Origin of the sequence: Amycolatopsis sp. EV170708-02-1 (assembly GCF_022479115.1) — a bacterium.
GTDB lineage: Bacteria > Actinomycetota > Actinomycetes > Mycobacteriales > Pseudonocardiaceae > Amycolatopsis.
Genome location: NZ_CP092497.1, coordinates 8,220,356 through 8,244,392 on the forward strand (window position 1 = coordinate 8,220,356; position 24,037 = coordinate 8,244,392).

Annotated in this window: 27 protein-coding genes; 12 read left to right on the top strand and 15 right to left on the bottom strand. The window is 69.0% G+C overall.

The window, feature by feature from the left end; translation table 11 throughout:
* Nucleotides 1-29: 29 nt before the first annotated feature.
* Both MJQ72_RS37335 and MJQ72_RS37340 read right to left on the bottom strand, forming a co-directional pair.
* Nucleotides 30-335: a hypothetical protein gene (locus tag MJQ72_RS37335; RefSeq protein WP_081809767.1), complete on the bottom strand. Its 306-nt coding sequence runs from the start codon at nt 333-335 to the stop codon at nt 30-32.
* A gap of 178 nt (nt 336-513) precedes the next feature.
* A complete protein-coding gene (locus MJQ72_RS37340) occupies nt 514-1,737 on the bottom strand; it encodes an NADP-dependent isocitrate dehydrogenase (RefSeq protein WP_016331238.1) in 1,224 nt (407 codons plus the stop codon).
* A gap of 249 nt (nt 1,738-1,986) precedes the next feature.
* On the opposite strand from MJQ72_RS37340, the gene MJQ72_RS37345 reads away from it, so the two are divergent.
* The 3 genes from MJQ72_RS37345 (at nt 1,987) to MJQ72_RS37355 (ending at nt 4,189) form a co-directional block, all read left to right on the top strand.
* A complete protein-coding gene (locus MJQ72_RS37345; protein ID WP_240595713.1) occupies nt 1,987-2,496 on the top strand; it encodes a hypothetical protein in 510 nt (169 codons plus the stop codon).
* Between the two features lie 82 nt (nt 2,497-2,578).
* Nucleotides 2,579-3,172 (top strand): hypothetical protein, encoded by a 594-nt coding sequence (locus MJQ72_RS37350; RefSeq protein ID WP_073847406.1) that lies wholly within the window; start codon nt 2,579-2,581, stop codon nt 3,170-3,172.
* A 21-nt stretch (nt 3,173-3,193) separates the two neighbouring features.
* A complete protein-coding gene (locus tag MJQ72_RS37355; protein WP_240595714.1) occupies nt 3,194-4,189 on the top strand; it encodes a DUF2203 family protein in 996 nt (331 codons plus the stop codon).
* Nucleotides 4,190-4,192: 3 nt separating this feature from the next.
* On the opposite strand, the gene MJQ72_RS37360 is transcribed toward MJQ72_RS37355, so the two are convergent.
* Nucleotides 4,193-5,047: an alpha/beta fold hydrolase gene (locus tag MJQ72_RS37360; protein ID WP_240595715.1), complete on the bottom strand. Its 855-nt coding sequence runs from the start codon at nt 5,045-5,047 to the stop codon at nt 4,193-4,195.
* 107 nt (nt 5,048-5,154) lie between these two features.
* Nucleotides 5,155-5,589 (bottom strand): Lrp/AsnC family transcriptional regulator, encoded by a 435-nt coding sequence (locus MJQ72_RS37365; RefSeq protein WP_240595716.1) that lies wholly within the window; start codon nt 5,587-5,589, stop codon nt 5,155-5,157.
* A 115-nt stretch (nt 5,590-5,704) separates the two neighbouring features.
* Here MJQ72_RS37365 and MJQ72_RS37370 point away from each other — a divergent pair, with 115 nt between their 5' ends.
* Both MJQ72_RS37370 and MJQ72_RS37375 read left to right on the top strand, forming a co-directional pair.
* Nucleotides 5,705-6,538 carry an NAD-dependent epimerase/dehydratase family protein gene (locus MJQ72_RS37370; RefSeq protein ID WP_240595717.1) on the top strand — a complete coding sequence of 278 codons (834 nt, stop codon included), beginning with the start codon at nt 5,705-5,707 and terminating at the stop codon, nt 6,536-6,538.
* 5 nt (nt 6,539-6,543) lie between these two features.
* Nucleotides 6,544-7,368, top strand: coding sequence for an aldo/keto reductase (locus tag MJQ72_RS37375; protein WP_240595718.1), 825 nt, complete (start codon nt 6,544-6,546; stop codon nt 7,366-7,368).
* On the opposite strand, the gene MJQ72_RS37380 is transcribed toward MJQ72_RS37375, so the two are convergent.
* Nucleotides 7,369-7,983, bottom strand: a complete 615-nt coding sequence (locus tag MJQ72_RS37380; RefSeq protein ID WP_240595719.1) for a LysE/ArgO family amino acid transporter — start codon at nt 7,981-7,983, stop codon at nt 7,369-7,371. It abuts the gene before it with no gap.
* Nucleotides 7,984-8,049: 66 nt separating this feature from the next.
* Here MJQ72_RS37380 and MJQ72_RS37385 point away from each other — a divergent pair, with 66 nt between their 5' ends.
* Both MJQ72_RS37385 and MJQ72_RS37390 read left to right on the top strand, forming a co-directional pair.
* A complete protein-coding gene (locus tag MJQ72_RS37385) occupies nt 8,050-8,925 on the top strand; it encodes a LysR family transcriptional regulator ArgP (protein ID WP_240595720.1) in 876 nt (291 codons plus the stop codon).
* A gap of 202 nt (nt 8,926-9,127) precedes the next feature.
* Nucleotides 9,128-9,715 (top strand): HhH-GPD-type base excision DNA repair protein, encoded by a 588-nt coding sequence (locus MJQ72_RS37390; RefSeq protein WP_016331228.1) that lies wholly within the window; start codon nt 9,128-9,130, stop codon nt 9,713-9,715.
* 40 nt (nt 9,716-9,755) lie between these two features.
* On the opposite strand, the gene MJQ72_RS37395 is transcribed toward MJQ72_RS37390, so the two are convergent.
* Nucleotides 9,756-10,349: a peptidase inhibitor family I36 protein gene (locus tag MJQ72_RS37395; protein ID WP_240595721.1), complete on the bottom strand. Its 594-nt coding sequence runs from the start codon at nt 10,347-10,349 to the stop codon at nt 9,756-9,758.
* A gap of 339 nt (nt 10,350-10,688) precedes the next feature.
* Between MJQ72_RS37395 and MJQ72_RS37400 the strand changes: the two genes are divergently transcribed.
* Nucleotides 10,689-12,560 carry a sensor histidine kinase gene (locus tag MJQ72_RS37400; RefSeq protein WP_240595722.1) on the top strand — a complete coding sequence of 624 codons (1,872 nt, stop codon included), beginning with the start codon at nt 10,689-10,691 and terminating at the stop codon, nt 12,558-12,560.
* Between the two features lie 65 nt (nt 12,561-12,625).
* On the opposite strand, the gene MJQ72_RS37405 is transcribed toward MJQ72_RS37400, so the two are convergent.
* From MJQ72_RS37405 to MJQ72_RS37425, 5 genes are all read right to left on the bottom strand, one after another.
* Complete coding sequence (locus tag MJQ72_RS37405; RefSeq protein WP_240601523.1) at nt 12,626-13,282, bottom strand: response regulator transcription factor; 657 nt, start codon at nt 13,280-13,282, stop codon at nt 12,626-12,628.
* Nucleotides 13,283-13,535: 253 nt separating this feature from the next.
* Nucleotides 13,536-14,102, bottom strand: coding sequence for a GNAT family N-acetyltransferase (locus MJQ72_RS37410; RefSeq protein WP_240595723.1), 567 nt, complete (start codon nt 14,100-14,102; stop codon nt 13,536-13,538).
* A 7-nt stretch (nt 14,103-14,109) separates the two neighbouring features.
* Nucleotides 14,110-14,691 (bottom strand): hypothetical protein, encoded by a 582-nt coding sequence (locus MJQ72_RS37415; protein WP_240595724.1) that lies wholly within the window; start codon nt 14,689-14,691, stop codon nt 14,110-14,112.
* Nucleotides 14,673-15,317 carry a spermidine synthase gene (locus MJQ72_RS37420; protein ID WP_240595725.1) on the bottom strand — a complete coding sequence of 215 codons (645 nt, stop codon included), beginning with the start codon at nt 15,315-15,317 and terminating at the stop codon, nt 14,673-14,675. Before MJQ72_RS37420 ends, MJQ72_RS37415 begins: the two co-directional genes overlap by 19 nt.
* A gap of 22 nt (nt 15,318-15,339) precedes the next feature.
* Nucleotides 15,340-15,858, bottom strand: coding sequence for a TrmH family RNA methyltransferase (locus tag MJQ72_RS37425; RefSeq protein ID WP_240595726.1), 519 nt, complete (start codon nt 15,856-15,858; stop codon nt 15,340-15,342).
* Nucleotides 15,859-15,960: 102 nt separating this feature from the next.
* Here MJQ72_RS37425 and MJQ72_RS37430 point away from each other — a divergent pair, with 102 nt between their 5' ends.
* Nucleotides 15,961-16,149 (top strand): DUF1918 domain-containing protein, encoded by a 189-nt coding sequence (locus tag MJQ72_RS37430; protein WP_037332488.1) that lies wholly within the window; start codon nt 15,961-15,963, stop codon nt 16,147-16,149.
* 3 nt (nt 16,150-16,152) lie between these two features.
* Here MJQ72_RS37430 and MJQ72_RS37435 read toward each other — a convergent pair whose 3' ends face one another.
* Nucleotides 16,153-17,322: an MFS transporter gene (locus MJQ72_RS37435; protein WP_240595727.1), complete on the bottom strand. Its 1,170-nt coding sequence runs from the start codon at nt 17,320-17,322 to the stop codon at nt 16,153-16,155.
* A gap of 178 nt (nt 17,323-17,500) precedes the next feature.
* On the opposite strand from MJQ72_RS37435, the gene MJQ72_RS37440 reads away from it, so the two are divergent.
* Both MJQ72_RS37440 and MJQ72_RS37445 read left to right on the top strand, forming a co-directional pair.
* A complete protein-coding gene (locus MJQ72_RS37440; RefSeq protein ID WP_240595728.1) occupies nt 17,501-17,815 on the top strand; it encodes a helix-turn-helix transcriptional regulator in 315 nt (104 codons plus the stop codon).
* Nucleotides 17,816-18,010: 195 nt separating this feature from the next.
* Nucleotides 18,011-19,183 carry an MFS transporter gene (locus MJQ72_RS37445; RefSeq protein WP_240595729.1) on the top strand — a complete coding sequence of 391 codons (1,173 nt, stop codon included), beginning with the start codon at nt 18,011-18,013 and terminating at the stop codon, nt 19,181-19,183.
* Here MJQ72_RS37445 and MJQ72_RS37450 read toward each other — a convergent pair.
* Nucleotides 19,180-19,479 (bottom strand): DUF3017 domain-containing protein, encoded by a 300-nt coding sequence (locus MJQ72_RS37450; RefSeq protein WP_007032100.1) that lies wholly within the window; start codon nt 19,477-19,479, stop codon nt 19,180-19,182. The genes MJQ72_RS37445 and MJQ72_RS37450 overlap by 4 nt on opposite strands.
* Nucleotides 19,480-19,659: 180 nt before the next feature.
* Here MJQ72_RS37450 and MJQ72_RS37455 point away from each other — a divergent pair, with 180 nt between their 5' ends.
* Entirely contained in the window at nt 19,660-22,242 is a 2,583-nt protein-coding gene (locus MJQ72_RS37455; RefSeq protein ID WP_396427023.1) for a glycohydrolase toxin TNT-related protein, read from the top strand.
* A 60-nt stretch (nt 22,243-22,302) separates the two neighbouring features.
* Here MJQ72_RS37455 and MJQ72_RS37460 read toward each other — a convergent pair whose 3' ends face one another.
* Both MJQ72_RS37460 and MJQ72_RS37465 read right to left on the bottom strand, forming a co-directional pair.
* Complete coding sequence (locus tag MJQ72_RS37460) at nt 22,303-22,890, bottom strand: pentapeptide repeat-containing protein (protein WP_240595731.1); 588 nt, start codon at nt 22,888-22,890, stop codon at nt 22,303-22,305.
* Between the two features lie 22 nt (nt 22,891-22,912).
* Entirely contained in the window at nt 22,913-23,983 is a 1,071-nt protein-coding gene (locus MJQ72_RS37465; RefSeq protein WP_240595732.1) for a reverse transcriptase family protein, read from the bottom strand.
* Nucleotides 23,984-24,037 lie beyond the last annotated feature (54 nt).

Sequence of the window (24,037 nt, forward strand, 5' to 3'; positions counted from 1 at the left end):
GTTTCGCGGGCTAAACGCGAAACCGCAGGTCACGGGCCACATTTCGCGCCTTCGACCGGGGGCGCGAACTCGGCCGAAACCCATTTGCCCTCGGCGATCTTGCGGAAGCCGTTCTCGACCACCGGCTGCGCGTCGATCTTCGCGTCCTTGACGTACTTGCCGACGATCTTCTGCCCACCGGGGGCGTCGCGCGCGTTGAGCACGTCCGCCGTCACCACGACCTGGCAACCGGTCGGGCTCGACGCGCTCGACTCCCTGTCCTGCCCCGAGATGGCGACGACGACGATCAGCGCCAGTCCACCGCCGATGAACAAGACCGGTTTCGAGATGGCCATGATGGTCACTCCTCGAACAAGGGAATCGTTTTCTGTCCGGTCCAGAGTGGCAGAAGCCGGGGCGGTCGCCCAGATCCCGGATTGCCTACCACCCGGAGGCGCCAATCCCGCTACCCACCGTCACAGCGCAAAAGGCCCCCTTCCGCGAGGGAAGGGGGCCTTCAGGCGCTTACGCGGCTCAGCCCTGGGCGATCTTCTTGGCCAGGTTGGCGTCCAGCGTCGCGAGGAACTCCTCGGTGGTCTGGAACGCCTGGTCCTTGCTGATCAGCAGCGCGAGGTCCTTGGTCATCTTGCCGCTCTCGACGGTCTCGATGACGACCTGCTCCAGCTTGTTCGCGAAGCCGATCAGCTCCGGGTTCGAGTCCAGCTTGCCGCGGTGCTCGAGGCCACGGGTCCACGCGAAGATGGACGCGATCGGGTTGGTCGAGGTCGGCTTGCCCTGCTGGTGCTGGCGGTAGTGCCGGGTCACCGTGCCGTGCGCGGCCTCGGCCTCGACGGTCTTGCCGTCCGGGGTGCGCAGCACCGAGGTCATCAGGCCCAGCGAGCCGAAGCCCTGCGCGACCGTGTCGGACTGCACGTCACCGTCGTAGTTCTTGCAGGCCCAGACGTACCCGCCCTCCCACTTCATCGCCGCGGCGACCATGTCGTCGATCAGGCGGTGCTCGTAGGTGATGCCCTTGGCGTCGAAGTCGGCCTTGAACTCGGCCTGGTAGATCTCCTCGAACACGTCCTTGAACATGCCGTCGTAGGCCTTCAGGATGGTGTTCTTGGTCGACATGTAGACCGGGTACTCGCGGTCGAGGCCGTACTGCAGCGAGGCACGCGCGAAGTCCTCGATGGACTTGCGGAAGTTGAACATGCCCATGGCGACGCCGCCGCCCTCGGGGTACTGCGCGACCTGGAACTCCATCGGCTCGGAACCGTCGGCCGGGGTGTAGGTCATGGTCAGCGTGCCCGGGCCGGGGACCTTGAAGTTGGTCGCCTTGTACTGGTCACCGTGCGCGTGACGGCCGATGATGATCGGCTTGGTCCAGCCCGGTACCAGGCGCGGGATGTTCTGGATGACGATCGGCTCGCGGAAGATCACGCCGCCGAGGATGTTGCGGATCGTCCCGTTGGGCGACAGCCACATCTTCTTCAGGCCGAACTCTTCGACGCGCGCCTCGTCCGGGGTGATCGTGGCGCACTTGACGCCGACGCCGTGCTTCTTGATCGCGTTGGCGGAGTCGACGGTGATCTGGTCGTCGGTGCGGTCCCGCTCCTCGATGCCCAGGTCGTAGTACTCCAGGTTCACGTCCAGGTACGGGTGGATCAGCCTGTCCTTGATGAACTGCCAAATGATGCGGGTCATCTCATCACCGTCGAGCTCGACGACGGTGCCCTGGACCTTGATCTTGGCCATGAGCAGCGGTGCTCCTTCCGCGGATCTTCGCGTTCTTCTTCAGTCTCTCCGGTAGCGGTACAAGCGTACTGCTTAACGGTCCTGGATGGTTCCAGTAGTGGTCGGTATCAAGTCTCCACGAGGCGGATGTGTCCGACGTCACCCGCCTCGCACGACGGCCATCCGGCCGTCACGGGAACGGCGGCGACCGCGTCATCATCGAACCGAACCCGACAATCGGCACGTCGGCCACCGGAAAGGCGGGACCTCATGACCACCGACCCCTACGCCGTGCCACCGCACGGGCGGCCGGCGACACCGGAGCCTTACCTCCAGCCTAGGCAAAGCAGCCGGGCGGTGCCCCGGGTGATCAGCGGACTCGGCGGTGTCCTGCTCACGCCGGTCGCGTTGAGCGTGACGGTCTACGGCGGCTCGCGGCTGCAGCGGGGCTTCTCGCAGTCCCTGAGCGTCACCGAAGACCCGCTCGGCCTGATCCTGCTGGTCGTCGGCGGCCTGCTCCTGCTCGGCGTCGCGTTCCTCGGGGCGCTGTCCGGGCTCGGGCCGGTGGTGGGCGGACTGCTGTGGGGTGTGCTGCCGGGCCTCGCGTTCCTCCTGAGTCCCCGCGACGTCATGAGTTTCATCTACGACATCGGGGGCAGCGGGCTCGGCGTCGGCCTGGTGACCTGGCTGGTGATGGGTGCGCTGGTCGGGAGCGGTTTCCTGTTGATCGGGGCGGGTCTGGTCGGCACCCTCTCGCGGCGTCGCTCAAATCGCGTTTAGCGGGCTAAACGCGATCCGCGGAGATCGAAGTGAACCGAAGGGGGCCGAGGGCCGTAGTCCGGTTAAGGGAGGTGACCCGCCCATGTCATCGCACCGGTACGTCGCGGAGTACGACGACGAGGACTACCAGGAGTACGGCGAGTACGAGCAACCCGAAAACCCGCGAGACCCCCGGAGGCCGTACGAGGACGTCGAGTCGTACGAACCGTACGAGCCTTTCGACGACGACCTGGGCGCCGAAGACCCGCGCGCCGGCCGAGGCGTACGTCGCGTCCTCAGCGGCGCGGGCGGCCTGATCCTGACGCCGGTCGCCCTCGGTCTGCTGGCTTGGGGCGGGCTGCGGCAGCAGATGCTCGTCCAGGCGACGCTCAGCACCCAGCGTGACGTCTTCAGCATCGGCCTGCTCGTGGGCGGCGGGATCCTCCTGCTGGCCGTCGGGCTGCTCGGCGCGCTGTCGGCGACCGGCCCGATCCTCGGCGGTCTCGTCTGGGGCGTCGCACCCGGCGTGGCCACCATCGCCGTCCCGGAGTGGGGCTTCCGGCTGGTGAAACTGCTGCCGCAGAACGATGTCACCTACGGCGTCACGAGCTGGCTGTTCATCGGCGGACTGCTCGCGACCGGGTTCCTCCTGATCGGCGCGGGCCTCGCGTCGAGACTCGCCCGGAGGCGCCGCTGAGCAGGCTGGGACCATCGGCGCATGGGTCTGTTCACCGTTCCCGAAGCCCGCGCCGAGCTCGCCCGGCTACGCCCGGTGCTCGATGAGCTCGTCCGTCTCCGCGCCGACGCGGCCGAGCTCGCCGCTTCCCTGCGCCCTGGCGGCCGCGAGACCTCGCTCGGCGGAATGCCGGAGTGGAAGGCCGCGCAGGCCCGGTTGGACGATCTGATGACCACCGTCCAGCGGACGGGCGCGGAGCTGAAGGGGTTCGCCCCGCTCCTGGTCGACTTCCCCGCCGAGCTCGACGGCGTCGACGTCCTGCTGTGCTGGCTCGAAGGCGACCAGGAGCTGAGCTGGTATCACCGCGTCGATCTCGGTTTCGCCGGGCGCCGCCGTCTTCCGGATACGGTCGCGGTCGTGAGCGAGGAAATCGCGGCCGGCCTGTTCGACGGCATCGCCGCGCACTACGACGAAGACACCTTCCATGGCCTCGTGGCCGACGCGCTCGTCGACGGTCTCGGCCGCACGGCACCCGAACGTGTTCTCGACGTCGCGACCGGCACCGGGGCGGCCGCGTTCGCCGCGCTGCGGCTGGAGCCGGGCGAGGTGCTCGCGATCGACATCTCGCCGGGCATGATCGCCCAGGCCGAGGCGAAGGCGGCGACCCACGATCCCGGCAAGCGCATCACCTGGCAGGTCGCCTCCGCGGTCCCGTCTCCGGTGGAGGACGAGGGCGCGGACGCCGTGCTGTGCGCGTCTTCGCTGCATTTCCTCGGCGCGGCCGCCCTGCGCGACTGGCTGCGTGCGCTGCGCCCCGGCGGGCGGGTCGGTTTCAGCCTGCCGCTGGCCTCGGCGTTCCGGCCGTCGGAGGCGTTCGCCGCGATCGTCCCCGCCGACCTGAAGCTGCCGGAAACCGAGGACGACGCGGCGGAACTGGCCGCCGAGGCCGGCTTCACCGAGGTGACCGTGAAACGCCTCGACGTCGAGAGCGGGGATCGGGTCCGGTCGGTGTTCGTGGTGCACGCGACCAGGCCCTGAGCCCTACAGCGGGGCGAAGAACGGCACGCATTTCGGCGCGGGCGCGTTCTCCGGGTCGAGCGCCTTGAGGATCAGAGCGGTCACGTTCGGGTCGATCGCCTGGCTCAGATGCCCGGAGACGTCGGAGCCACACTTGTCCTGCAGCACGATGTCGGTCGCGCCCGGCTCGTCCAGCACCCCGCTGATGTACGGCGTGACCACGAGGTCGTACCGGCTGACGATGCTCGTGTACGTCGGCCCGGGCACCGTCACGCCTCCGCGCGCGAGGTCGTCGAGGAAGTCCGACGGCGCCAGGTATTCGCGGCACGCCCCGCAGACGCCGTCGGCGAGCAGATCGATGCCGGGCAGGGAGAGCACGGCCTTGGCCAGGCCGGAAAAGCCGTTGAGCGACGTGCCCTTGAAGTTCGAGCCGAAGCCGACGAAATGCTTCACCTTCTCCGCGCCTCCCTCGTATTTGAGGTAGTACGCGGGCATCGTCGTTCCCTCGGAATGCCCGACGATGTCGACCTTGTCCGCGCCGGTGCTCGTCCGCACCCGGTCGACGAACGCGCCGAGTTCGACGGCGCTCTTCCGCATGGAGGCGAGCCCGCCGAACAACTGTCCGCCCAGGACGGTGGCGCCATAGGTCAGCGAATAGACGCAGTACCCGGCGTCCTTGAGCTTCGGCGCGTGATGGAACCAGTTGGTCGTCGCGTTGCCGCCGAGGCCGTGCACCAGCACGACCGGTTCGGGATGGCTCTCGCTCGGCTTGCACGACCAGTCGTTCCAACCGCTCGACGGCGCCGCGTTCGCCACCGCCGGGACGGCGATCGTGAACGTCAAGGCGGCGACAAGCGTGGTGAGGATCCGAGCCCGCATCCCTGCCTCCGGTTACTCGTCAGTATGGATGCGAGTCATCATGCGTCACAAACCGACGGCCGGATCCAGGAGAACGACCAGACTTCCCTGCGGCTTCTTGTGACGGATCACAAGGGCAGCAGCACTCGCCTTTCGATCGGGCTGGACATGACGATCGACGTCGTCGTGGCGCCGAGCGCGGACAAGTCCTCCAGCAGTTCTTCCAGGTGACCGGTGTCGCGCACGGCGATCTTGAGGATCCAGCAGTCCTCGCCCACCACATGGTGCAGTTCGAGGATTTCGGGGCGGTCCATGATCTTCCGGGTGCGCGGATGCCGGACGGTGAACCCGCTGTGCGGTGCCATCCGCACGAACGCCCGCAGCCCGAGGCCGACCCCGGACGGCGAAACGAGCGCGGCGTAGCCGGTGATCGTGCCGTCGGCTTCGAGGCGTTTGACGCGTTCACCGACGGCGGCGGGGCTCAGGGAGACACGTCGCCCGAGTTCGCTCAGGGTGATGCGGCCTTCCTCCTGGAGGAGTTCGAGGAGTCGCCGGTCGATCACGTCCAGCGAGCTTTCAGTCGAACCTCGATTTGACCGAGATTCTTTCAGCGATTCCGCCGTTTCACCCATGTTCTCCCCTTCAAACACCTGGATCGCCACCGTAACACTGGTGGACATGAAGAAAGTGCTCGTTCTCGGCGGGAGCCGGTACTTCGGCCGCGGTGTGGTCGAGCGGCTGCGCGATGCCGGGATGGACGTCACCGTCCTCAACCGCGGCTCCACCCCCGCGCCGTCCGGTGTCGCCCACCTGATCGCGGACCGCGACGACGAAGCCGGGCTCAAGGCCGCGCTGGACTCCCGTTCCTTCGACGTCGTGCTCGACCAGGTCTGCTACACACCGGTCCAGGCTGAAATCGCGCGCCGCGTCCTGCGCGCCGACCGGTACGTGATGACGTCCACGATCGAGGTCTACGACCAGGTGCGGACGGAGACGCCGATGACCGAATCGCTGGTCTCCCCGGCGACCGCCAAGCTTCCCGAGGACGACTACGGGGAAGGCAAGCGACAGGCCGAAGCGGTCTTCGCTGCGGGAGACACGCCCTTCGCTTCGGTACGCGTCGCGCATGTCCTCGGCGGCGAAGACTTCACCGGGCGGCTGCGGCATTACGTCGAACGGCTGGACGCCGGCGACGCCGTGGACATCCACGCGGATCCGCGACCCTCGACGTTCATCCACGCGCGTGAGATCGCGGACTTCCTGACCTGGGCCACGCTCGCGGACTTCACCGGTCCGGTCAACGCAGGTTCGCACGGCGAGCTTTCGGCATTCGACCTCGCCGCCGCCATCACCGCCGAGCCCCGATTCCGGGTCGTCGAGCGGGACGCCTCGCCGTTCTCTTTCGATCGCTACGCCGTCTTGGACACCTCTCGCGCGACCGGCCTCGGCTTCTCCTTCTCCACCACCGCCGACTGGCTCGGCGAAGCCGTCGAAGAACTCAGAAAGGCTTGACCCACATGCGTTACCGCACCATCGGAGACGTCGAAGTGAGCGCGATCGGCCTGGGCGCGATGCCGCTGTCGATCGAGGGCCGTCCGGATCGGGATCGCGCGATCGCCACGATCCACGCCGCGCTCGACGCCGGGGTCACGCTGATCGACACGGCCGACTCCTATCACTGGCACGCGGACGAGATCGGCCACAACGAAGAGCTGATCGCCGCCGCGCTGGCCGTCCACAGTGGATCGGACGCGGTGCTCGTCGCGACCAAGGGCGGCCGTGGCCGTCCCGGTGACGGCTCGTGGACCGTCACCGGGACTCCCGCGCACCTTCGCAACGCCTGCGAGGGGTCGCTCAAGCGGCTCGGCGTCGACGCGATCGGGCTCTACCAGCTGCACAAGCCCGACGAGAACGTGCCGTGGGCGGAGTCCGTCGGCGCGATCAAGGAGCTGGCCGACGAAGGCAAGATCCGGCTCGCCGGGATCTCCAACGTGTCGCGGGCACAGATCCTCGAAGCACGGGAGATCCTCGGCGAGACACTGGTTTCGGTGCAGAACGAGCACGCGCCCGCGCAGCTGGCGCACGAACCGGAGCTGGCCCTGTGCACCGAACTCGGGCTCGCGTATCTGCCGTGGGGCCCGCTCCGCGGGATCGGCGCGGAATTCCGTGTCGTGGCGGAGGAGCGCGGCGTCAGTCCGCAGCAGGTGTGCCTGGCCTGGCTGCTCGCGAAATCGCCGTCGATGATCGCGATCCCCGGCTCGACGAGGCCCGCCACGATCCGCGATTCGGCGGCCGCGGCCGATCTCGTGCTCACCGCCGCCGACCTGGCCCGCCTGCCGTGATCAGGCGCTGGCGACCAACGTCACGCCGAGCGCGATCATCGTCGCGGCGACCAGGCCGTCCAGCACCCGCCACGACGACGGTTTGCGGAAGAACCCGCTGAGCAGCCGTGCGCCGAAACCGAGCGCGAGGAACCAGAGCACGCTGGCCGACACGGCCCCCACACCGAACGCCCAGCGGTCGCTGCCGTGCCCGGCCGCGACCGCGCCGAGCAGAAGCAGGGTGTCGAGGTAGACGTGCGGGTTCAGCCAGGTGATCGCCAGCGTGGTCAGCACGATGCGGCGCAGCGATCCGCCGGTTTCCGGACCGCCGGTCTCCAGCGCGGCAGGCTTGAACGCGCGACGGGCCGCGAGAGCGCCGTAGCAAAGCAGGAAGGCACCGCCGATCAAAGCGACGACGGTCAGCGCTTCGGGTGACGTCCCCACCAGCGCGCCGACCCCGCCGACGCCGAGGCTGACCAGGATGGCGTCCGAGAAGATGCAGATCAGCACCACCACGAGGACCGCCTCGCGACGGATGCCCTGGCGCAGCACGAACGCGTTCTGCGCGCCGATCGCGACGATGAGGGCCATGGTGGCGCCGAATCCGGCGGCCGCGCTGAACAGAACGTCTCCCATACGGACCAGGCTAGGAAGCCGATCGTCAACAGTACAGCTAAAGATTCTTACGTAAGATTAGCGTTCGTGATGACAGATCTGCCGCTCGACCTGGTCCGCACGCTGCTGGTGGTCGCCGACGAAGGCACGTTCGACGCGGCGGCGTCGGCGCTGCACGTGACGCCGTCGGCGATCAGCCAGCGCGTCAAGGCGCTCGAACAGCGCACCGGCCTCGTCCTGCTGATCCGCACGAAACCGGTGCGCCTGACCGAATCCGGGCAGGCGGTGGTGCGGTTCGGCCGTCAGCTGGCCCTGCTGGAGGCCGACACCCGGGCCGAACTCGGCCTGACCGCAGGCGACGAACCGGTCCGGCTGCCGATCGCGGTCAACGCGGATTCGCTGGCGACCTGGTTCCTGCCCGCGCTCACGCGGGTGCCGCCCGAGCAGAAGATCTGCTTCGAGCTGCATCGCGAGGATCAGGACCACACCACGACCCTGCTGCGGGAAGGCCTGGTGATGGCCGCCGTGACGTCGTCACCCGATCCGGTCGCGGGGTGCTCGGTGCACCGGCTCGGGCACATGCGGTACCTGGCCGTCGTGAGCCCGGCGCTCGGCACGGACCTCGACCTCGCCGAAGCACCCGTCGTCGTCTTCGACCGCCGTGACGACCTTCAAGACCGCTTCGCTCGCGAGCGCGGCACGACCGCGAGCCCGCTGCGGCACTACGTCCCGTCGTCCGAAGGGTTCTTCGACGCCGTCGCGGCCGGGATGGGGTGGGGCATGGTGCCGCTCGCGCAGATCGGCGACCGGCTGCGCGACGGCACCTTCCTCTGCCTCGACCCGGATCACCCGATCGACGTACCGCTGTTCTGGCAGCAGTGGAAACTCGACTCCCCCGCGCTGGCGGCGGTGTCGGAGGCCGTCACAACGGCCGCCGCGGACCTGCTAGGCGCTGTCCTGTGAGGCTGTTCGATGGGCTTCGTGATCCAGGTGGTTCCTGGCGGTGCGGGCGGATCGGCCTCGTACCGGGTCGTACTCGGCCGCATCCGCCCGTGCCACCAGGGACCACCTGGGCGCGAAGACCGCGAACAGACTCACAGGACAGCGCCTAGGACCCACACGGATGAGGACGCGCGGACCGGCCCGGTCGTGAGATCCTGGGCGCATGACGCGCGCATTGCACCTGGTCGGAGACGAGGAAGCGGACCGGCTGCTCACCGAAGACCCGTTCGCGCTGCTCGTCGGGATGCTCCTCGACCAGCAGTTCCCGATGGAACACGCGTTCCGCGGCCCGCAGAAGATCGCGGACCGGATGGACGGTTTCGACATCAAGAAGATCCACGCGATGGACACCGAGACCTTCGTCGAACTGTGCGTGGTCCCGCCCGCGATCCACCGCTACGGCGGCTCGATGGCCCGCCGGGTGAAGGATCTCGCCCAGCATGTCGTCGAGGTCTACGACGGCGACGCGGCCGGCATCTGGACCGCCGGACGGCCCAAGCCGGACGGTCCCGAAGTCCTCAAACGGCTCAAGGCGCTGCCCGGCTACGGCGACCAGAAGGCCGCGATCTTCCTCGCGTTGCTCGGCAAGCAGCTCGGCGTGCAGCCCAAGGGCTGGCGTGCCGCCGCGGGCGCGTACGGCGACCGTGGTTCACGGCGTTCGATCGCCGACGTCGTCGACGCGAAGACCCTCGGCGAGGTGCGCGCGTTCAAGAAGGCGGCGAAGGCGGCAGCCAAGGCTCCGGCGAAGTAGCTACACCGCTGCGCGGCAGACCAGGCTTTTTCCTTGTGGATCACTGACTCCCATCCGGTGTATGCGCGCTGAGGCTGTTGTCACAGCCCTCGACCCGCAGGTCGGCACGGTAGCCACGTGGCTGCTCGCGGACGCAGGGAGCTCCGGCGGGCGGAGCGTCTCGGTAAAAGTTCACCCACTGGCCGGAGTTGTTGTAGTACGAACTGACATTGTCGTTGACCACGATTCCGTCGCTGAACGCATCTCCGGCGTAATTCAGGCTGCCCAAGCTGTACGCCTTGAAGCCGCCGGTGAAGTAGTAGCCCTCCCACACGCAGACCGAGCCGTCGGGACACGCCTCGAAAGGAGTCTCAGCGGCCGCCGCGGACGATTCCTGCGGCTTCTCAGGTGCCGGTGACGTCATGCCTGGAGATGTCGGCTGGGTTCCAAGAGAAGTGTCCCCGGCAGGCGGAGCCGCCGAGGGCGGCGGGGCTGTCGAGGTCGGCGGAGCTGTCGGGTTGGCACCCGACGCGCTGCAGCCGCGGACGACTCCGGCAGCGACAAGGGCGGTGATCAGCGCCGCGATCGCCCCGATCCACTTGTGCCCCAGCTCGAACCAGCCCGTCCGTCCCGATGGCTTTCCCGGCTCGGTCATGTGACTTCCCCCTCCTCAAATGTCGCCGGTCCCACCGTCGGTGAAGGTGGATATCGATGAACCGTCGCACTCGGCCGTTGTCCGAATAGACGTCGACATTTGCTGTCATGAAAGTACGACGATCAACGCCGGTGCGTATCCGTGTGAACACGCACGCCGTCTCCGTGCGAGCACGGAGGCGGTCCCGTCCTCGCATCCGGAGGGCCGCACTATCCGTGCCAGCACGGTTCACGATCGAACCAAGATGAGGAATCGTGGTCTCTGGTGCGCGGTACACGCAACCCGGTCCGGCAGGCCGGGCAAGCATTGTGGAGAGCACGAAAAGTCGGGGGAGGGACCTTGGGTCGCACAGCGGCGGTGCTGGTCGCCACAGCTACCGTTCTTCTCGTAACGGGGGTCGTCGCGTCGGTCGACTGGTCGACGGCGGCGATCCATGATCCGGCGCGTGCGCTCACGTTGGGACCACTCGAAGCGTTCGTCGCCGACCGCAGCGGCCTTCTCCCTGCCTTCGACAGGATCGAGCTGATCACATTCCTGGTCGCGGGCGTGGCGAGTGTCGTGTCCGGTGCCGTTGTCTGGCGATTTCGACCCGACGCCCTCACCGGCCGGCTCATCGTGCTCGCCGGACTGCTCTGGCTCGCGTCCGGGATCCGCCGCTCGAGTGATCCTCAGTTGTTCACCGCGGGAGTGGTTCTCACCCATACGGCGTTGCCATTGGCGATACAGGTCGCGCTCGGCTATCCGACAGGACGCCTTCGCCGTCGATGGGAAAAATGGTATATCGCCGGATGTTGGCTTGTCGCCACCTTCGGTATCGCCTCCGAGTGGCTGTTCTTCGATCCGCTGTCGACCAGCGCCGTCCATCCGTCCACCTCACACAATCTCCTGCTGATACGGCACATTCCCGCGCTCGCCGTATCCATACAGCTGACTGTCGGAATAGTGACTTCGGCGATGGCGGTGGCTCTCATCTGGGTCTTGGTGTCCCGCTGGCGCTCGGGAACACAGCCGTACCGGGCGGAATTCGCCCCTGTCGCCATCGGCGCGCTGTTCGCGTTCGTCGTCTTCGCCGCGGGTCTGCTCATGGCCACGCACATCCACCTCCCTGGGCCACAGAACAGTTGGATGCTGAGCCTGCGGAATCCGACGATGGCGCTGCTCCCGGTCGTGGTGGCTTTCGTCGTAAGTCGTTATCACTTCGCGCGGGCCGCGATCAGATCCGCGATGATCGAGATCGGCGCCGCTCCGATTTCCGATGGGTTCGTCGACGCCCTCCGCCGCGCCTTGCGTGATCCCAGCCTGGTGCTGTGGACGTACTCGGAGAAGACCGATTGTTACCTCGACGACGATGGAGTCCCGAAACGGCTGTCGCACGTACCGCCTTCCAGAGGTGTGACGACCCTGGAGAGCAACGGCGTTCCCGTCGGCGCGGTGGTCTACGACGAGTCTTTGTCGGCTCACCCCGAGTTACTCGCCGCGGTGCACAGCGCCGCCACCCTGGCACTCGAGCATGAGCGTCTGCGCAACGAGCTCCAGGCGCGGCTGATCGAGGTCAAGCGTTCCAGGGAACGGATCGTCACCGCAGGCGACATCCAACGACGACGACTCGAGCGAGACCTGCACGACGGCGCCCAGCAACATCTCATCACCGCGAGAATTCACCTGAGCCGCGCGAAACAGGCGTCCGACAACCCACACGTGCGCGAGCTCGTCGAGCATGGTGCGGCCGAGCTGCGTACCGCGCTGACCGAGTTGCGCAATCTGGCCAGGGGCGTGTACCCGGCGGCCCTTACCGACGGTGGCCTGCCGGCCGCACTGACCTCGCTCGCCGAGCGAACCCCGCTTCCCGTCGAGATCGACGACGCCACTGGGACACGGCCTCCTGCCCGGATCGAACTGGCCGCGTACTTCATCGCCGCCGAAGCCGTGACCAACGCCTGTAAGCACGCTGAAGCCAGTCACGTGGAGATCCGACTGCGGCATGACGACGCGGCCCTTCGGCTGGACGTGCGCGACGACGGGCGCGGCGGCGCCGCGCTGACCACAGGCGGCGGGCTGAGCGGGCTATCGGACCGGGCGATCGCACTCGGCGGGACCCTCACCGTGGACAGCCCGATCGGCGGCGGCACCACGCTTACGGCCGTGCTGCCACTTGCCGACGGCGACCATCGTTTCCTCGAACCCCGACACGATCGGCCCAACGACCGCTAATGGTCTGGATCGTTGATTCGCGGCTGATGTTCGTGCACGGTCGAGAGTGCCCTCGGACAGGGACACTAGGCCCCGGTTGCCTTCAGGTACGTCAGGACCGCCAGCACCCGTCGATGATCATCGGGCTCGGGCCGCAGACCGAGCTTGTCGAAGATCGCCGAGATATGCGTCTCGACGGTCCGCCTGCCGAGGCCGAGCTGGGCCCCGATCGCCTGGTTGGATTTACCTTCTGCCATCAGGGCGAGCACTCCACGCTCGCGGTCGGTGAGCTCGTCCAACGGCCGCCGGCCACGGTGCGGCCTTTCGATCAGCCGGGTTACCAGGCTCGGGTCTATGGCGGTACCGCCTGCCGCGACCGTGTGCACAGCCGCGATGAACTCGTCGATGTCGGAGACCCGATCCTTGAGCAGATAACCGACTCCGGCCGCTCCGCCGGTCAAGAGTTTCATCGCGGCGTCAGTCTCGACATACTGCGACAACAGAAGCACCGCGGTCCCTGGATGGTTCGCCCGGATGGTGACGGCGGCCTCGATTCCCTCCACCTCATGCGACGGGGGCATCCGGATGTCGACCACCGCGAGGTCAGGCCGATGATGTTCCACGACACGCAACAGTGCGGCCGCGTCGCCAACCTCTCCGACGACCTGGACACCCTGGTCCCGCAACACACGGACGATTCCCTCACGAATCAAAACGGAATCCTCGGCCAACACGACACGCAGCATCGTCAAGCTTCCCCACTCGCTTCGGTGTCTCGGCTTACACCGGATCCCAGGACGTCACCAGCCAACGAACGCATCCTTCAAGGCCGCGCGACACCATGGTAGTGAGAGGCAGAGCCCTTCGGCCGTATTGATCGGGGATGTCTCCCACCCCGGCAGGGCGGCGACCGGGATCTGGGTCGCCGGGCACCGCGAGGCTCTCGCCCGAGTACGCGCGTTCAAGAAGGCGGCAGCCAAGGCTCCGGCGAAGTAGCTACTTCTTTCCGGCTCCCGGCCACGGTCCCGGCGTCTCGGCGGGCAGTTCGGCCTGCTCGACCTCGGTGCGGAACAGCCGGAAGCCGCGTGCCTGGTAGTTCTTGAGCGCGGCCGGGCCATCGGTGGTGCAGGTGTGGACCGTGACGCGGCGCGTCGGCGTTTTGCCCGGCCAGCGCTCCGCGAGCGCCCACGCCTCCCGCAGCGCGACGGTGAGCAGATGCCCTCCGAGCCCCTTGCCGACGAAGGACGACATCAGGCCGAAGTACGCGAGTTCCACTTCGCCCTCGACAGTGCCGTCGAGCTCGAAGTAGCCGCACGGCGTCCCCTGCGCGTACGCCACCCAGGTCTCGACGCCCGGCCTGTCCAGCCACTCGATCCACTGGTCCCACGACCAGCCGAGCCGGTCGATCCAGAACCAGTCGCCGCCGACGGCGGTGTAGAGGTAGCGGTTCAGCTCCGGGCTGACCAGCTCGGCACGGGTGACCGTCACCGGGACGGCAGGCGGCTTCGCCGCGCTCGAATCGTCCGGCGAGGTCTGTTCGAGGTGCCAGGTCGTGATCTCCATGCGGCGATCATTTCAGCCAGACCCGCAGCGGCCCCAGAGCCGTGTAACCGTTCCGGAGGGCCGCGTCGAGATCTTCGCCGCGTTCGTAGCCCGTGATCGGCAAACCGGGGAAGCTCGCCGCGACGGCCGAGGTCGCGCCGCGCCAGGCCGCGTCCAGGTCGCCTTGAGTGTCCAAATTGGACAGTCCGGCGAAGCCACCGTCGCGATTGGCCGTCACCTCGGCGACCCCGTTCGACCACACGGCGACGGACGGATCGTCGAACCGGTCGCCGACTCTGACCCAGCCCGGTTCGAGCGGCACGTCCGCCACCCGCGCTATCCACGTGGCCTCGAAGAGCACCTCGAAACCTTCGCGCGCGAGATCGAGGCAGCCGAAGCTGTCCTTCACCGCGCAGCCCGGCGAGGTGTCGATCCCGTCCAGTAGCTCCGCCGCCGTCGCGTCCAGGGCCAGGGTCACCGCGTCGGGGTACAGCGGCGGCGTCCGGATCGGCGACTTCCAGACGCGGGCGGTGAAGGTGCCCGTCCGGCACACCACGTCGCACCAGCGGGCGTTGACGCGCGCGGCGTCGGCTACACCCGGGCGAACCACAGCACGTCCGGTTCCCCTTGCGGCACCGGGATCTTCAGCTCCCGCACCTCACCGAACCGGGCCCGCAACCGCTTCGCGAAGGACGGCACCGACTCGGCGCTCCACACCGCGAGCACGCCGCCCGGCCGCAACCGCGTGGTGAGCAGGTCGAGCCCGTCTTCGGAATACAGCTTCGCGTTGCCGTCGGTGACCGTCCACTCAGGACCGTTGTCGATGTCGAGGCACAGCGCGTCGAACCGCTCTTCCGTCCGGCGCAACCACTTCACCAGGTCGGCCTCGACCACGGTGACCCGTTCGTCGGACAGGGCGTCGTCGTGGACGTCCTTGAGCGGGCCCTCGCGATTCCAGCCGATCACGGCGGGCTCACGCTCGACGACCACGATCTCGCCGACGCCAGGGTGGTCCAGCGCGGCGCGCAGCGAATAGCCGACGCCGAGGCCGCCGATCAGCATCCGCGCCTTGCCCGGCACCAGATCGGCCGCCACCGAGACGAGCAACCGTTCGGATTCACCGTTACGGGTGTCCATCAGGAAGACGCCGTTGGCGATGACCTCGAAATCGTTGCCCGCCCGGCGGAGCACCAATTCGCCGCTCTTCCCGGCCACCTTGTCGAGTACGTCGGTCATCCGGGCAGCCTATCGGCGACGGTCACAGCAAGCCCGCCAATTTGTACAACACCAGGCTGCCCGCGACGGCGACGTTGAGGCTCGCGCCGGTGCCCACCATCGGGATTTCGACGACGGTGTCGAGAAGGTCGAGCGCGTCCGACGGAATCCCCTGCTGTTCATGGCCGAGCACGGCGATCGTCCGGCCGCGCGCGGGCGGGAGATCGGCGAGGCGCACGGATTCGTCGGCGAGTTCGACGCCGACGATCGCCGTGCCCGCCGCCTTCTCCCGCATCAGCCAGCCGGGTGGATCGTGCACCCAGTGCACACAAGCCGGACGCCGCAACGTGTTCCCGCGGCGCAGCGCCTCCGGCACCCAGGGAAACCTCGGCACGGCAAGGCAAGCGCCCACGGCGTCGCAGGTCCGCAGCAGGGTGCCGAGATTCGCGCCGTGCAGCGGCCACAGCGGTGCCGCGACGAGATGACCCCAGCAGGAATGGGATTTCCTTCTTCTGGCCGCACGCAGCTCCGCGGGCGTGCGGACCCGGATCGACGGGCTCACCGGAGGTGAGGCGTCGCGCCTCCAAGGATTTCGAGGATCATGCCGACACTGTAGCGGGATCACTCCGACGCTCCTAACCTTGAAACGTCGGAGGTGATTCTCATGCAGGCGACCGTCGGAGACGAAATCCACGTGCACGGACGCACGGTGGGCTCGGCCGAACAGCGCGGCGAGATCCTCGAGGTACGCGGCGAACACGGTGCTCCGCCGTATCTCGTCCGGTTCGCGGACGGACACGAAGGGCTGGTCTTCCCCGGCCCCGACTGCGAAGTCCAGACGCGCGCCGAGTAGCCGTCACTCGGCCATGGCGGGCTGCTTCACGCGGCTCCGCCAGCCCGCCACGACCACGACCGCACCGAGCGCGGTCAGCACCGCCGCGATCTCGGGCAGCAGGAGCGGCCCGCCGCCGCTGAGCACCGCTCCCCCGACCAGGCCGGAGAGGCCGACGCCGAGGTAGATCGCGGACGCGTTGAGCGAGAGGACGAGCCCGGCGTTCTGCTTGGACAGCTCGATCAGCCGGTGCTGGATCGGCGGGTTCACCGACCAGGTGGCCAGGCCCCAGAGGAAGAGGACGACGGCCGCGCCCGCGACGGTGGTCGCCACCAGCGGCAGCATCGCGAGCACCACGGTGATCCCGCCGAACACGATCAGCAGCGGCCCCCTGGCGCCCCAGCGGTCGGTCACGCGGCCGCCGAGGATGTTGCCGAGCGCGCCGCCCGCGCCGTAGACGAACAGCAGCAGGCTGACCGTCGTGCCGTGGATACCCGCGGTGGCCGACAGGACCGGCGAGATGAACGTGTAGACGGAGAACGCGGCGAGGCAGCCGAGCACGGTCGCGCCGAGCATGGCGAGTACACGCGGGTCCTTGGCGACGGTGAACCGCTCGGCCAGCCGGACCGGTGGCGGCGCCGGGACGGCGGGCAAGACCAGCCGGACGGCGAAGGCGCCGATAAGCGAGAAGGCCGCGACGAGCGCGAAGACGGCCTGGTAGCCGACGCTCTGTGAAAGGACACTGCCGAGCGGGACTCCCAAGATCGTCGCGACGGTGAGCCCGCCGAAGACGAGCGCGACCGCGCGGCCCCGGCGTTCCGGCGAGGTGAGTTCGGCGGCGACGGCGCTCGCGGCCGGTGTGAAGACCGCCGCGCCGATCGCGGTGACGACCCGCGCGAGGAGCAGGGTCACGTAGCCGGGCGCGAGGGCGGCGAGGGCGTTGCCGACAGCGGTGACGACGAGCGCGGCGACCAGGAGTGTCCGGCGTTCCCAGCGGCCCGTGACCGCGGCGAACAGTGGCGAGCCGACCGCGTACGCGATGGCGAAGGCGGTGACCAGCTGAGCGGCGGCCGTCTCGGAGACCGCGAGTTCGCCGGTCAGCGCCGGCAGCAGCCCGGCGACGACGTAGCCGCTGGTGCCGACCGCGAAGGTGCCGAGCGCCAGCACCGCGGTCCTGGGTGGTGCGAAATTCATGACTCCCCAGCTCCAGACCCCACAGATCGCGTTTAGCCCGCGAAACGCAGGTCGGCGCCGGATCGCGGTTAGCCCGCGAAAGGCGATCTGAGGGGTCATTGTTCGATGGTTGTCGTAGTTCGATGGTGACCGTACTACGAACTCGCGGGAAGTTCGAGGGGCGTCGTACTATGGACGGATGGCCGCGACGCAGCAGTACGTCTATCCCGATCAGGACGAGATCCAGATCGAGGCCGTCCTCGCCGCGCTCGCGGACCCGGTCAGGCTCGACATGGTCCGCCAGCTGGCAGAGCCGGGCACCGAGATCTCGTGCAGCGGTTTCGACGTCGCCGTGACCAAGTCCACACTCACCCATCACCTGCGCACGCTGCGCGAAGCGGGCATCATCATGGGCCGCCAGCAGGGCACCGCCCGCTACAACTCCTTGCGCCGCAACGATCTCGACGAGCTCTTCCCCGGCCTGCTCCAGGGCGTGCTCGCCGCCCGCCGCTGAGGGTGGTCAGCCTCACCCGAAACCGGGATGACAAACGGCCCCTCGATCCGTTGAACTGGACGCAGGACAGCTCGTCGACGCTGGGGCCGAACGCGCTGTCTTCTTTTGTGCCCGAGACCTAAATCGATTCAGCTCCCCATCCGCGACGCTGGGCGAGTAATCGTTTACTCACGTACGACCCTCGAAGGGAGAGCCGTGCCCGTCGCGCTGCTCGCGCTCGCCATCGGTGCCTTCGGCATCGGGACCACCGAATTCGTCATGATGGGCGTGCTGCCCGAAGCCGCCGCCGACTTCGGCGTGTCGATCCCGTCCGCCGGTTACCTCATCTCCGGCTACGCCCTGGGCGTCGTGGTCGGCGCCCCGCTGCTCACCGCCGCCGCCGTCCGGCTGCCACGCAAGACGATGCTGCTGGCGATGATGGGGCTGTTCACGCTCGGCAACACCCTCTTCGCGCTCTCGCCGAACCAGGAGTTCGGTGTCGCCTTCCGCTTCCTCGCCGGCCTGCCGCACGGCGCGTTCTTCGGCGCCGGCGCGGTCGTCGCGTCCAGCCTGGCCAAGCCGGGTGAGCGCGCGAAGGCCGTCTCGATGATGTTCATGGGCCTGACCCTGGCCAACGTCGTCGGCGTGCCGCTGGGAACGCTGCTCGGCCAGAAGGTCGGCTGGCGCGCGACCTTCGGCGTCGTCGCCGTGATCGGCCTGCTCGCCATGGCCGCGATCGCGAAACTGGTCCCCCACCAGGGCAAGCCGGTCGAGCCGTCGCTGCGCGGCGAACTCGGCGCCTTCCGCCGTCCGCAGGTGTGGCTCGCGCTCGCGATCGTCACGTTCGGCCTCGGCGGCGTGTTCGCCTGCCTGTCCTACATCGCGCCGATGCTGACCGACGTCACCGGCTACTCGCCGTCGAACGTCACCCTGCTGCTCTCGCTCGCCGGGGTCGGCATGACGATCGGCAACATCCTCGGCGGCAGGCTCGCCGACAAGGCGCTGATGCCGAGCCTCTACGTGTCGCTGATCGGCCTCGCCTCGGTGCTGGCGATCTTCACCTTCACCGCGAACGGCAAGGTCGGCGCGGCGGTGACGATCTTCTTCGTCGGCCTCGCCGGGTTCATGATCGGCCCGATGATGCAGGCCAGGATCATGGAGAAGGCGGGCGGGACGCCGTCGCTGGTCTCCGCGGCCGTGCAGTCGGCGTTCAACATCGCGAACTCGATCGGCGCCTACCTGGGCGGCCTGGTGATCGCGGGCGGCTTCGGCCTGGTCGCGCCGAACTGGGTCGGTGCGTCGCTGGCCGTCCTGGGGCTCTCGCTGGCCGTGGTGTCCGGCGGTATGGATCGCCGCGAAGCACGCCTGGCGCCCGCGATGGCCTCTTAGGACAGGGGCCCGCCGGTGATCGTGAACGCGATGAACAGGATCAGCACCGACAGCGCGCCGTAGGTCAGGACGTCGACCGGTTTGCCCCGGATCGCCAGCAACCCGGCCTTCGCTTCGGGCAGCGCCGCCCGGAGCAGGCCGGCGAGCAGCAACGCGCCGCCGATCAGCGCGGCACCCTGCCGCCAGTGGTACTGGCCGATCCGCAGGGCGGCGACGGCCACCACCAGCATCACCAGCAGAAACGGCAGGTGATGGAGCAGTGCCCCACGGTCACGCCGCTGTCCGGCCACCGCCATCAGTCCTCGTCCTTCGGGGTCTCGCCGGCAAATCGGTTCACGCCGTCAGTATCCCGGGTGAGTGATCGGGCAGCAGGTCAGGGCGTCTTCCGGGCTGTCAATAGCGGCAAAACCCACATGCAGGGTGCACAGGAGCGCGGATACGGTCAAAATGTGACCGTGGCACAACCGACGACTCAGTTGAACGCGACCGAGCAGGACACCCTGGTCAAACAGATCGGCCTCGCCCTGCTGCGGGCCGCTCCGCGTGATTGGCGGAAGGTGACCGCCGAGTACCGAGCCGTCGGCAGGTACCACGAGATGACCGGCGAGATCATCACCGAGGACGGCACCTCGCACGAATGGGTCGCGACGCACGACATCGCGACGCTGTTCGGCAGGCTCCGTGCCGGGATGTATCGCGACGGCCGCGGCACCTGGTTCAACGCCCGTTACCAGCTCGACCACCCGTCCAGCTACAACCTCGAGTACAACCGCGACGAGCCGCAGTGGCGCCTCGCGCCGCCTCCGCAGGCGCTGTCCGACGAGCTGCGCATGTTCCCCCGCTCCGAGGAGAACGTGCCCGAATGGCTGATCCGGCGCATGTCCGGCCTCGGCCCCGAGCAGCCCGGACCGCATTTCCGCATCGCCCGCATCTTCGACACCATCGGCCCGGCCGGGCGTCCGGTGATCAACCGGCCCGACCTGGAGATCGAGGAGCAGGACAGGCTGCTCGACTACCTCGACCACGCGCCGCTGGTGGTCACCGAACGCGGCTACGACATCGACAGGCTCGCCCAGACGCCCGAGGCCACCGTCCCGGTCGCCTTCCACAGCGACGGGCAGTGGATCTGGCCCGCGGCCGTGAACTTCTACCTGCGCGAGTACGGCGTCTCGCCGGAGCTCGACCTGATCGACCACGTCCGGCAGAACGACTTCACGCTGCCCGAGGTCGACGGCCCGACGCTGCAGGCCGCGGCGGGGTACCTCACCCGGGGGAATCAGCCGCCGCAGCAGCGCCCCGGCGGTCCGGGTGCACCCAACGGCGTTCCGCAGGGCCCGCCTCCGCAGGGCCCGCCGCAGAACGGACCGGCGCCGTCGCAGCAGGCAGGCCCCGGGCAGCCCGGTCCCGGTGGTCCGGGGCCGAACCAGCCCGCCGCCCAGCCGCCCGTCCCGCCGCCGCACCAGCAGCAGGGCCCGGATCCGGCCGCGGTGGCCGCCGCGGCCGCGGCACCGGTCGCCGCGGCGGCGGCCGTCCCCGCCGCCGAATCCACCGTCCCGGATCAGGCCGAGCAGGCCCAGCGGTACGAGGACGACTACGACACCCAGGACTACCAGGCGCAGGACTTCCACGAGGCCGCCGCCGAGCAGCAGTACGAAGAGGGCTACGAAGACCCGTACGCGTCCGAACAGGACACCTACGCGGACGAGGCCCGTCAGGACACCGAGCCCGAGCCGGAACCGCAGATCGCCGACCCGGAGGCGACGACGTACGCCCGGGCTCCGCAGCAGCCTCCTCACCAGGAGGAGCAGGACGCGTACGCCCGGCAGGAAGAAGAGCAGCCGTACGCGCCTCCGGAGGAGGAGACGACCACCGGCTACACGCCGGTCGAGCAGGCCGACGCCGGTCCTGAGCTGCCTCTCCTGACGCACGACGCGGAGCCGAACGTCGCTCCGCCGCCGTCGGACTCCGAGGTCACGCAGGTCGACGCCCCACCGCAGGAGCGGGGGACCTTTGCTACCACCCCCGTGCCACACCCGGAGCCGGAGCGGGAGCCGCGGCGCGAGGAAGCGCCGCAGCGCCGCGCCGAGCACCCCGTGCCGGTGCTGAACGAGCTGCAGGCGAGGTTCGACGACCTCGACGTGCCCGAAGACGTCTACCGCATCGGCGCCCCCACCGAGCACGGCTGGAGCGTCGAACAGGTCGACGGTGGCGGCTGGCGGGTCGGCTGGTACGACGGGAAGCTGACCAACCCGGCGGTGTTCGGCGACGCCGAGGACGCGGCCGCGTTCATGCTCGGCAAGGTCCTGCTGAACCCGAACGGCGCTCCGCCTCCCGAGGAGCCGCCCGCCGCCGAAGAGCAGCCTGCCGAGGAGCCGGCTCCGGCGCCGCCCGTGCTGGCGACGCTGTCCCCGGAGGTCGCGACCGGTTCGCATCCGGTGCCGCCCCGGGAGGCGATCCCGGCACAGGAACAGACCGCGTTCACGACGGCCGAGGAGCTGCTCGGGGACGATTTGGACGACGAGCCCGCCCCCGCTCCGGTCCCGCCCGCGCCCCCGTCGCGGCCGAACCCGGTGCTGGCGAGCCCGCCGCCCGCGCCGCCGCGGCGTGAGCCGCCGGTGACGCCGCCTCCGCCGCCGCCGATGCGGCGCGAGGAACCGGCCCGCCCGCCGGTCGCGGCGAACGCCGGTGCTCCCGACGCCAAGCAGAACTGGCCGATCTCGCCGCTCAACGGCGAGCCGCCGCTGACGCTGTTCCGCGGCAAGGAGCTGCGTGAGCTGCCCGCCGGCAGCGAACTGGACCGCTTCGGCGGCCCGAACGGCAACCTGACCTACGCGGCCGGGACACCGTTCGAGGAGCGCTCGCTCGTGCCGGAGTGGGTGAACCGGCCATACCACGTGTACCGCGTGCAGCGCCCGCTCGAAGCCCTCGCCGGTGTCGCGATCCCGTGGTTCAACCAGCCGGGTGGCGGGTCGGCGTACCTGCTGCCCGCGTCCATCGAGGAGTTGCTCGCCGAGGGCGACCTCATCGAACTGGACCCGGGCGAACCGCCGATCGACTAGGTCCCTCGAACGCCATGAACGGGCCGTTCCTTGCGAACGGCCCGTTCATCGCGTCCGGGGTCAGTGGATGACGAGGCCGTGCGCGGCGGCGTAGGCGATCGCGGTCTCGGTGTCCACGTGGACACCGGAGAGGTCGGCCTGCACGAGGCCGTTGGCGTCGAGCCGCGCGCCGCGCAGATCCGCGCCCCCGAGTTTCGCGCCCGCCAGCCGCGCGCCGGTGAGATCCGCACCGCGCAGGTCGGCGCCGGTCAGGTCCGCTTCCAGCAGGTTCGCCTCGCGCAGCCGCACGCCACCCAGGTCCACTTTGGACAGACGGGCCTTGCTGAGCGAGACCAGCGAGAGATCGCAATCGGTGAAGGCGATCTTCTGGAACCGGCAGTCCACAAAGGACGATCCGAGCATCGAGCAGGAGCTCCATCGCGTGCTCGCCAGCACGCTGCGGTCGAAGGTGCACGAGCGGAACGCCGACGCCTCGTGGCGCGAGCTCTCGAAGTCCGTCTTGGTGAAGTCGCACTGGTCGAAGGTGCAGCCTTGAGTGCGCAGCCCGCGCAGGTCGGCTTCGGTGAAATCACAGCCGACGAAACTGCGTTTTTCCCACCATTGCCCGGAAAGTACGGCTTCTCGGTAGTCCTCGGCAGTCTCGATCACCCGTCCAGGATCGCATACCCGCTCACGTCCAGGTGATCCCGCCGAACAAGTCCCGCAGCCTCGCCGCCCGGCGCTCGGACGACGCGGCGACCCAGCCGATCCGCCCGAGCAGATGGGCGCGGAAGTCCGGATGACCGGCCCGGTTCTGCTCCTCCGGGCCGGTGCGGGCGCAGTTGTGCAGCAGCGCGCGCAGGGCGTCGTAGTCGGCACGCGTCGCGGCGGGCGCGCTGTTGACCACCAGGCCCGCGACGCGCTGCCGCTGGTGCGCGCCGGCGATCGACGTCTTGTCGTCCCGCAGCCGGAAACCCTCGCCGGTCACGATCCGCCGGACCCCGGGCAGCAACCGGTGCAGCGGCAGGGAATCCCCGGAGAACGCCAGATCGTCGGCGTACCGCGTGTACGTCGCGCCCAGTGCGCGCGCGAGCCCGTCGAGCCGCCGGTCCAGATGGTGCGTGACCGCGTTCGCGACCGACGGCGAGGACGGCGCGCCCTGCGGCAGATGCGTGGCCGCCAGGTTGTTCAGCAGTCGCACGCGCGCCGCATCCCTCCGCCCCGCGGGCACGGTGGAGAGGACGTCCGGTGGAACGGCCGTGGTGAGCACGCCCGCCAGCGCTTCCGCCACCGGGGACGGATAGCCGGCGAGTGCGAGCAGAGCCGAGATCCGGCGTGCGGAAACCGCGGGGAAGAACCCTTCGAGGTCCATCCTGACCACGGTCTCCCGGCCCGCGTGCGGCGCGGCACACGACATCGGCGAACGTCCGCGCCGGAAGCCGTGCGCGGCCTCGTGCACCGGCAGCGCGTCGACGACGTGCCGCACGATCCGGCGCTGCAGTTCGGCGAGCCGCGGTTTCGGCCGCTCGATGAGCCGCACGCCGCCCGAAGCGGTCGGGATCCAGCGGTAGGTGTAATGCCGGACCGGCTCGGCCGCACGCCTGTTCCAGCCCTTCGCGTCGGCGAACCACGAGAGTTCGCCGGGGGTCAGGTCGAGCGCGGCGGCGCACTCGTCGAACGTCGCCCAGCGGGCCACCTGGAATCGCCAGACCGGCGGCAGGGGTTCGAGGAGCGACGCGGAGGTGACTCTTTCTCCTGTCATCCGCGCGGACTCGCACGCGAAGCATGCCGCGCTCGCGCGGGGCGCCTTGTCTCG

Bases quoted from the DNA above. Each gene is read 5' to 3' on its own strand.
- MJQ72_RS37335 (WP_081809767.1), bottom strand. From the start codon at position 335: ATGGCCATCTCGAAACCGGTCTTGTTCATCGGCGGTGGACTGGCGCTG.
- MJQ72_RS37340 (WP_016331238.1), bottom strand. From the start codon at position 1,737: ATGGCCAAGATCAAGGTCCAGGGCACCGTCGTCGAGCTCGACGGTGAT.
- MJQ72_RS37345 (WP_240595713.1), top strand. From the start codon at position 1,987: ATGACCACCGACCCCTACGCCGTGCCACCGCACGGGCGGCCGGCGACA.
- MJQ72_RS37350 (WP_073847406.1), top strand. From the start codon at position 2,579: ATGTCATCGCACCGGTACGTCGCGGAGTACGACGACGAGGACTACCAG.
- MJQ72_RS37355 (WP_240595714.1), top strand. From the start codon at position 3,194: ATGGGTCTGTTCACCGTTCCCGAAGCCCGCGCCGAGCTCGCCCGGCTA.
- MJQ72_RS37360 (WP_240595715.1), bottom strand. From the start codon at position 5,047: ATGCGGGCTCGGATCCTCACCACGCTTGTCGCCGCCTTGACGTTCACG.
- MJQ72_RS37370 (WP_240595717.1), top strand. From the start codon at position 5,705: ATGAAGAAAGTGCTCGTTCTCGGCGGGAGCCGGTACTTCGGCCGCGGT.
- MJQ72_RS37375 (WP_240595718.1), top strand. From the start codon at position 6,544: ATGCGTTACCGCACCATCGGAGACGTCGAAGTGAGCGCGATCGGCCTG.
- MJQ72_RS37380 (WP_240595719.1), bottom strand. From the start codon at position 7,983: ATGGGAGACGTTCTGTTCAGCGCGGCCGCCGGATTCGGCGCCACCATG.
- MJQ72_RS37390 (WP_016331228.1), top strand. From the start codon at position 9,128: ATGACGCGCGCATTGCACCTGGTCGGAGACGAGGAAGCGGACCGGCTG.
- MJQ72_RS37395 (WP_240595721.1), bottom strand. From the start codon at position 10,349: ATGACCGAGCCGGGAAAGCCATCGGGACGGACGGGCTGGTTCGAGCTG.
- MJQ72_RS37410 (WP_240595723.1), bottom strand. From the start codon at position 14,102: ATGGAGATCACGACCTGGCACCTCGAACAGACCTCGCCGGACGATTCG.
- MJQ72_RS37420 (WP_240595725.1), bottom strand. From the start codon at position 15,317: ATGACCGACGTACTCGACAAGGTGGCCGGGAAGAGCGGCGAATTGGTG.
- MJQ72_RS37430 (WP_037332488.1), top strand. From the start codon at position 15,961: ATGCAGGCGACCGTCGGAGACGAAATCCACGTGCACGGACGCACGGTG.
- MJQ72_RS37435 (WP_240595727.1), bottom strand. From the start codon at position 17,322: ATGAATTTCGCACCACCCAGGACCGCGGTGCTGGCGCTCGGCACCTTC.
- MJQ72_RS37440 (WP_240595728.1), top strand. From the start codon at position 17,501: ATGGCCGCGACGCAGCAGTACGTCTATCCCGATCAGGACGAGATCCAG.
- MJQ72_RS37450 (WP_007032100.1), bottom strand. From the start codon at position 19,479: ATGGCGGTGGCCGGACAGCGGCGTGACCGTGGGGCACTGCTCCATCAC.
- MJQ72_RS37465 (WP_240595732.1), bottom strand. From the start codon at position 23,983: ATGACAGGAGAAAGAGTCACCTCCGCGTCGCTCCTCGAACCCCTGCCG.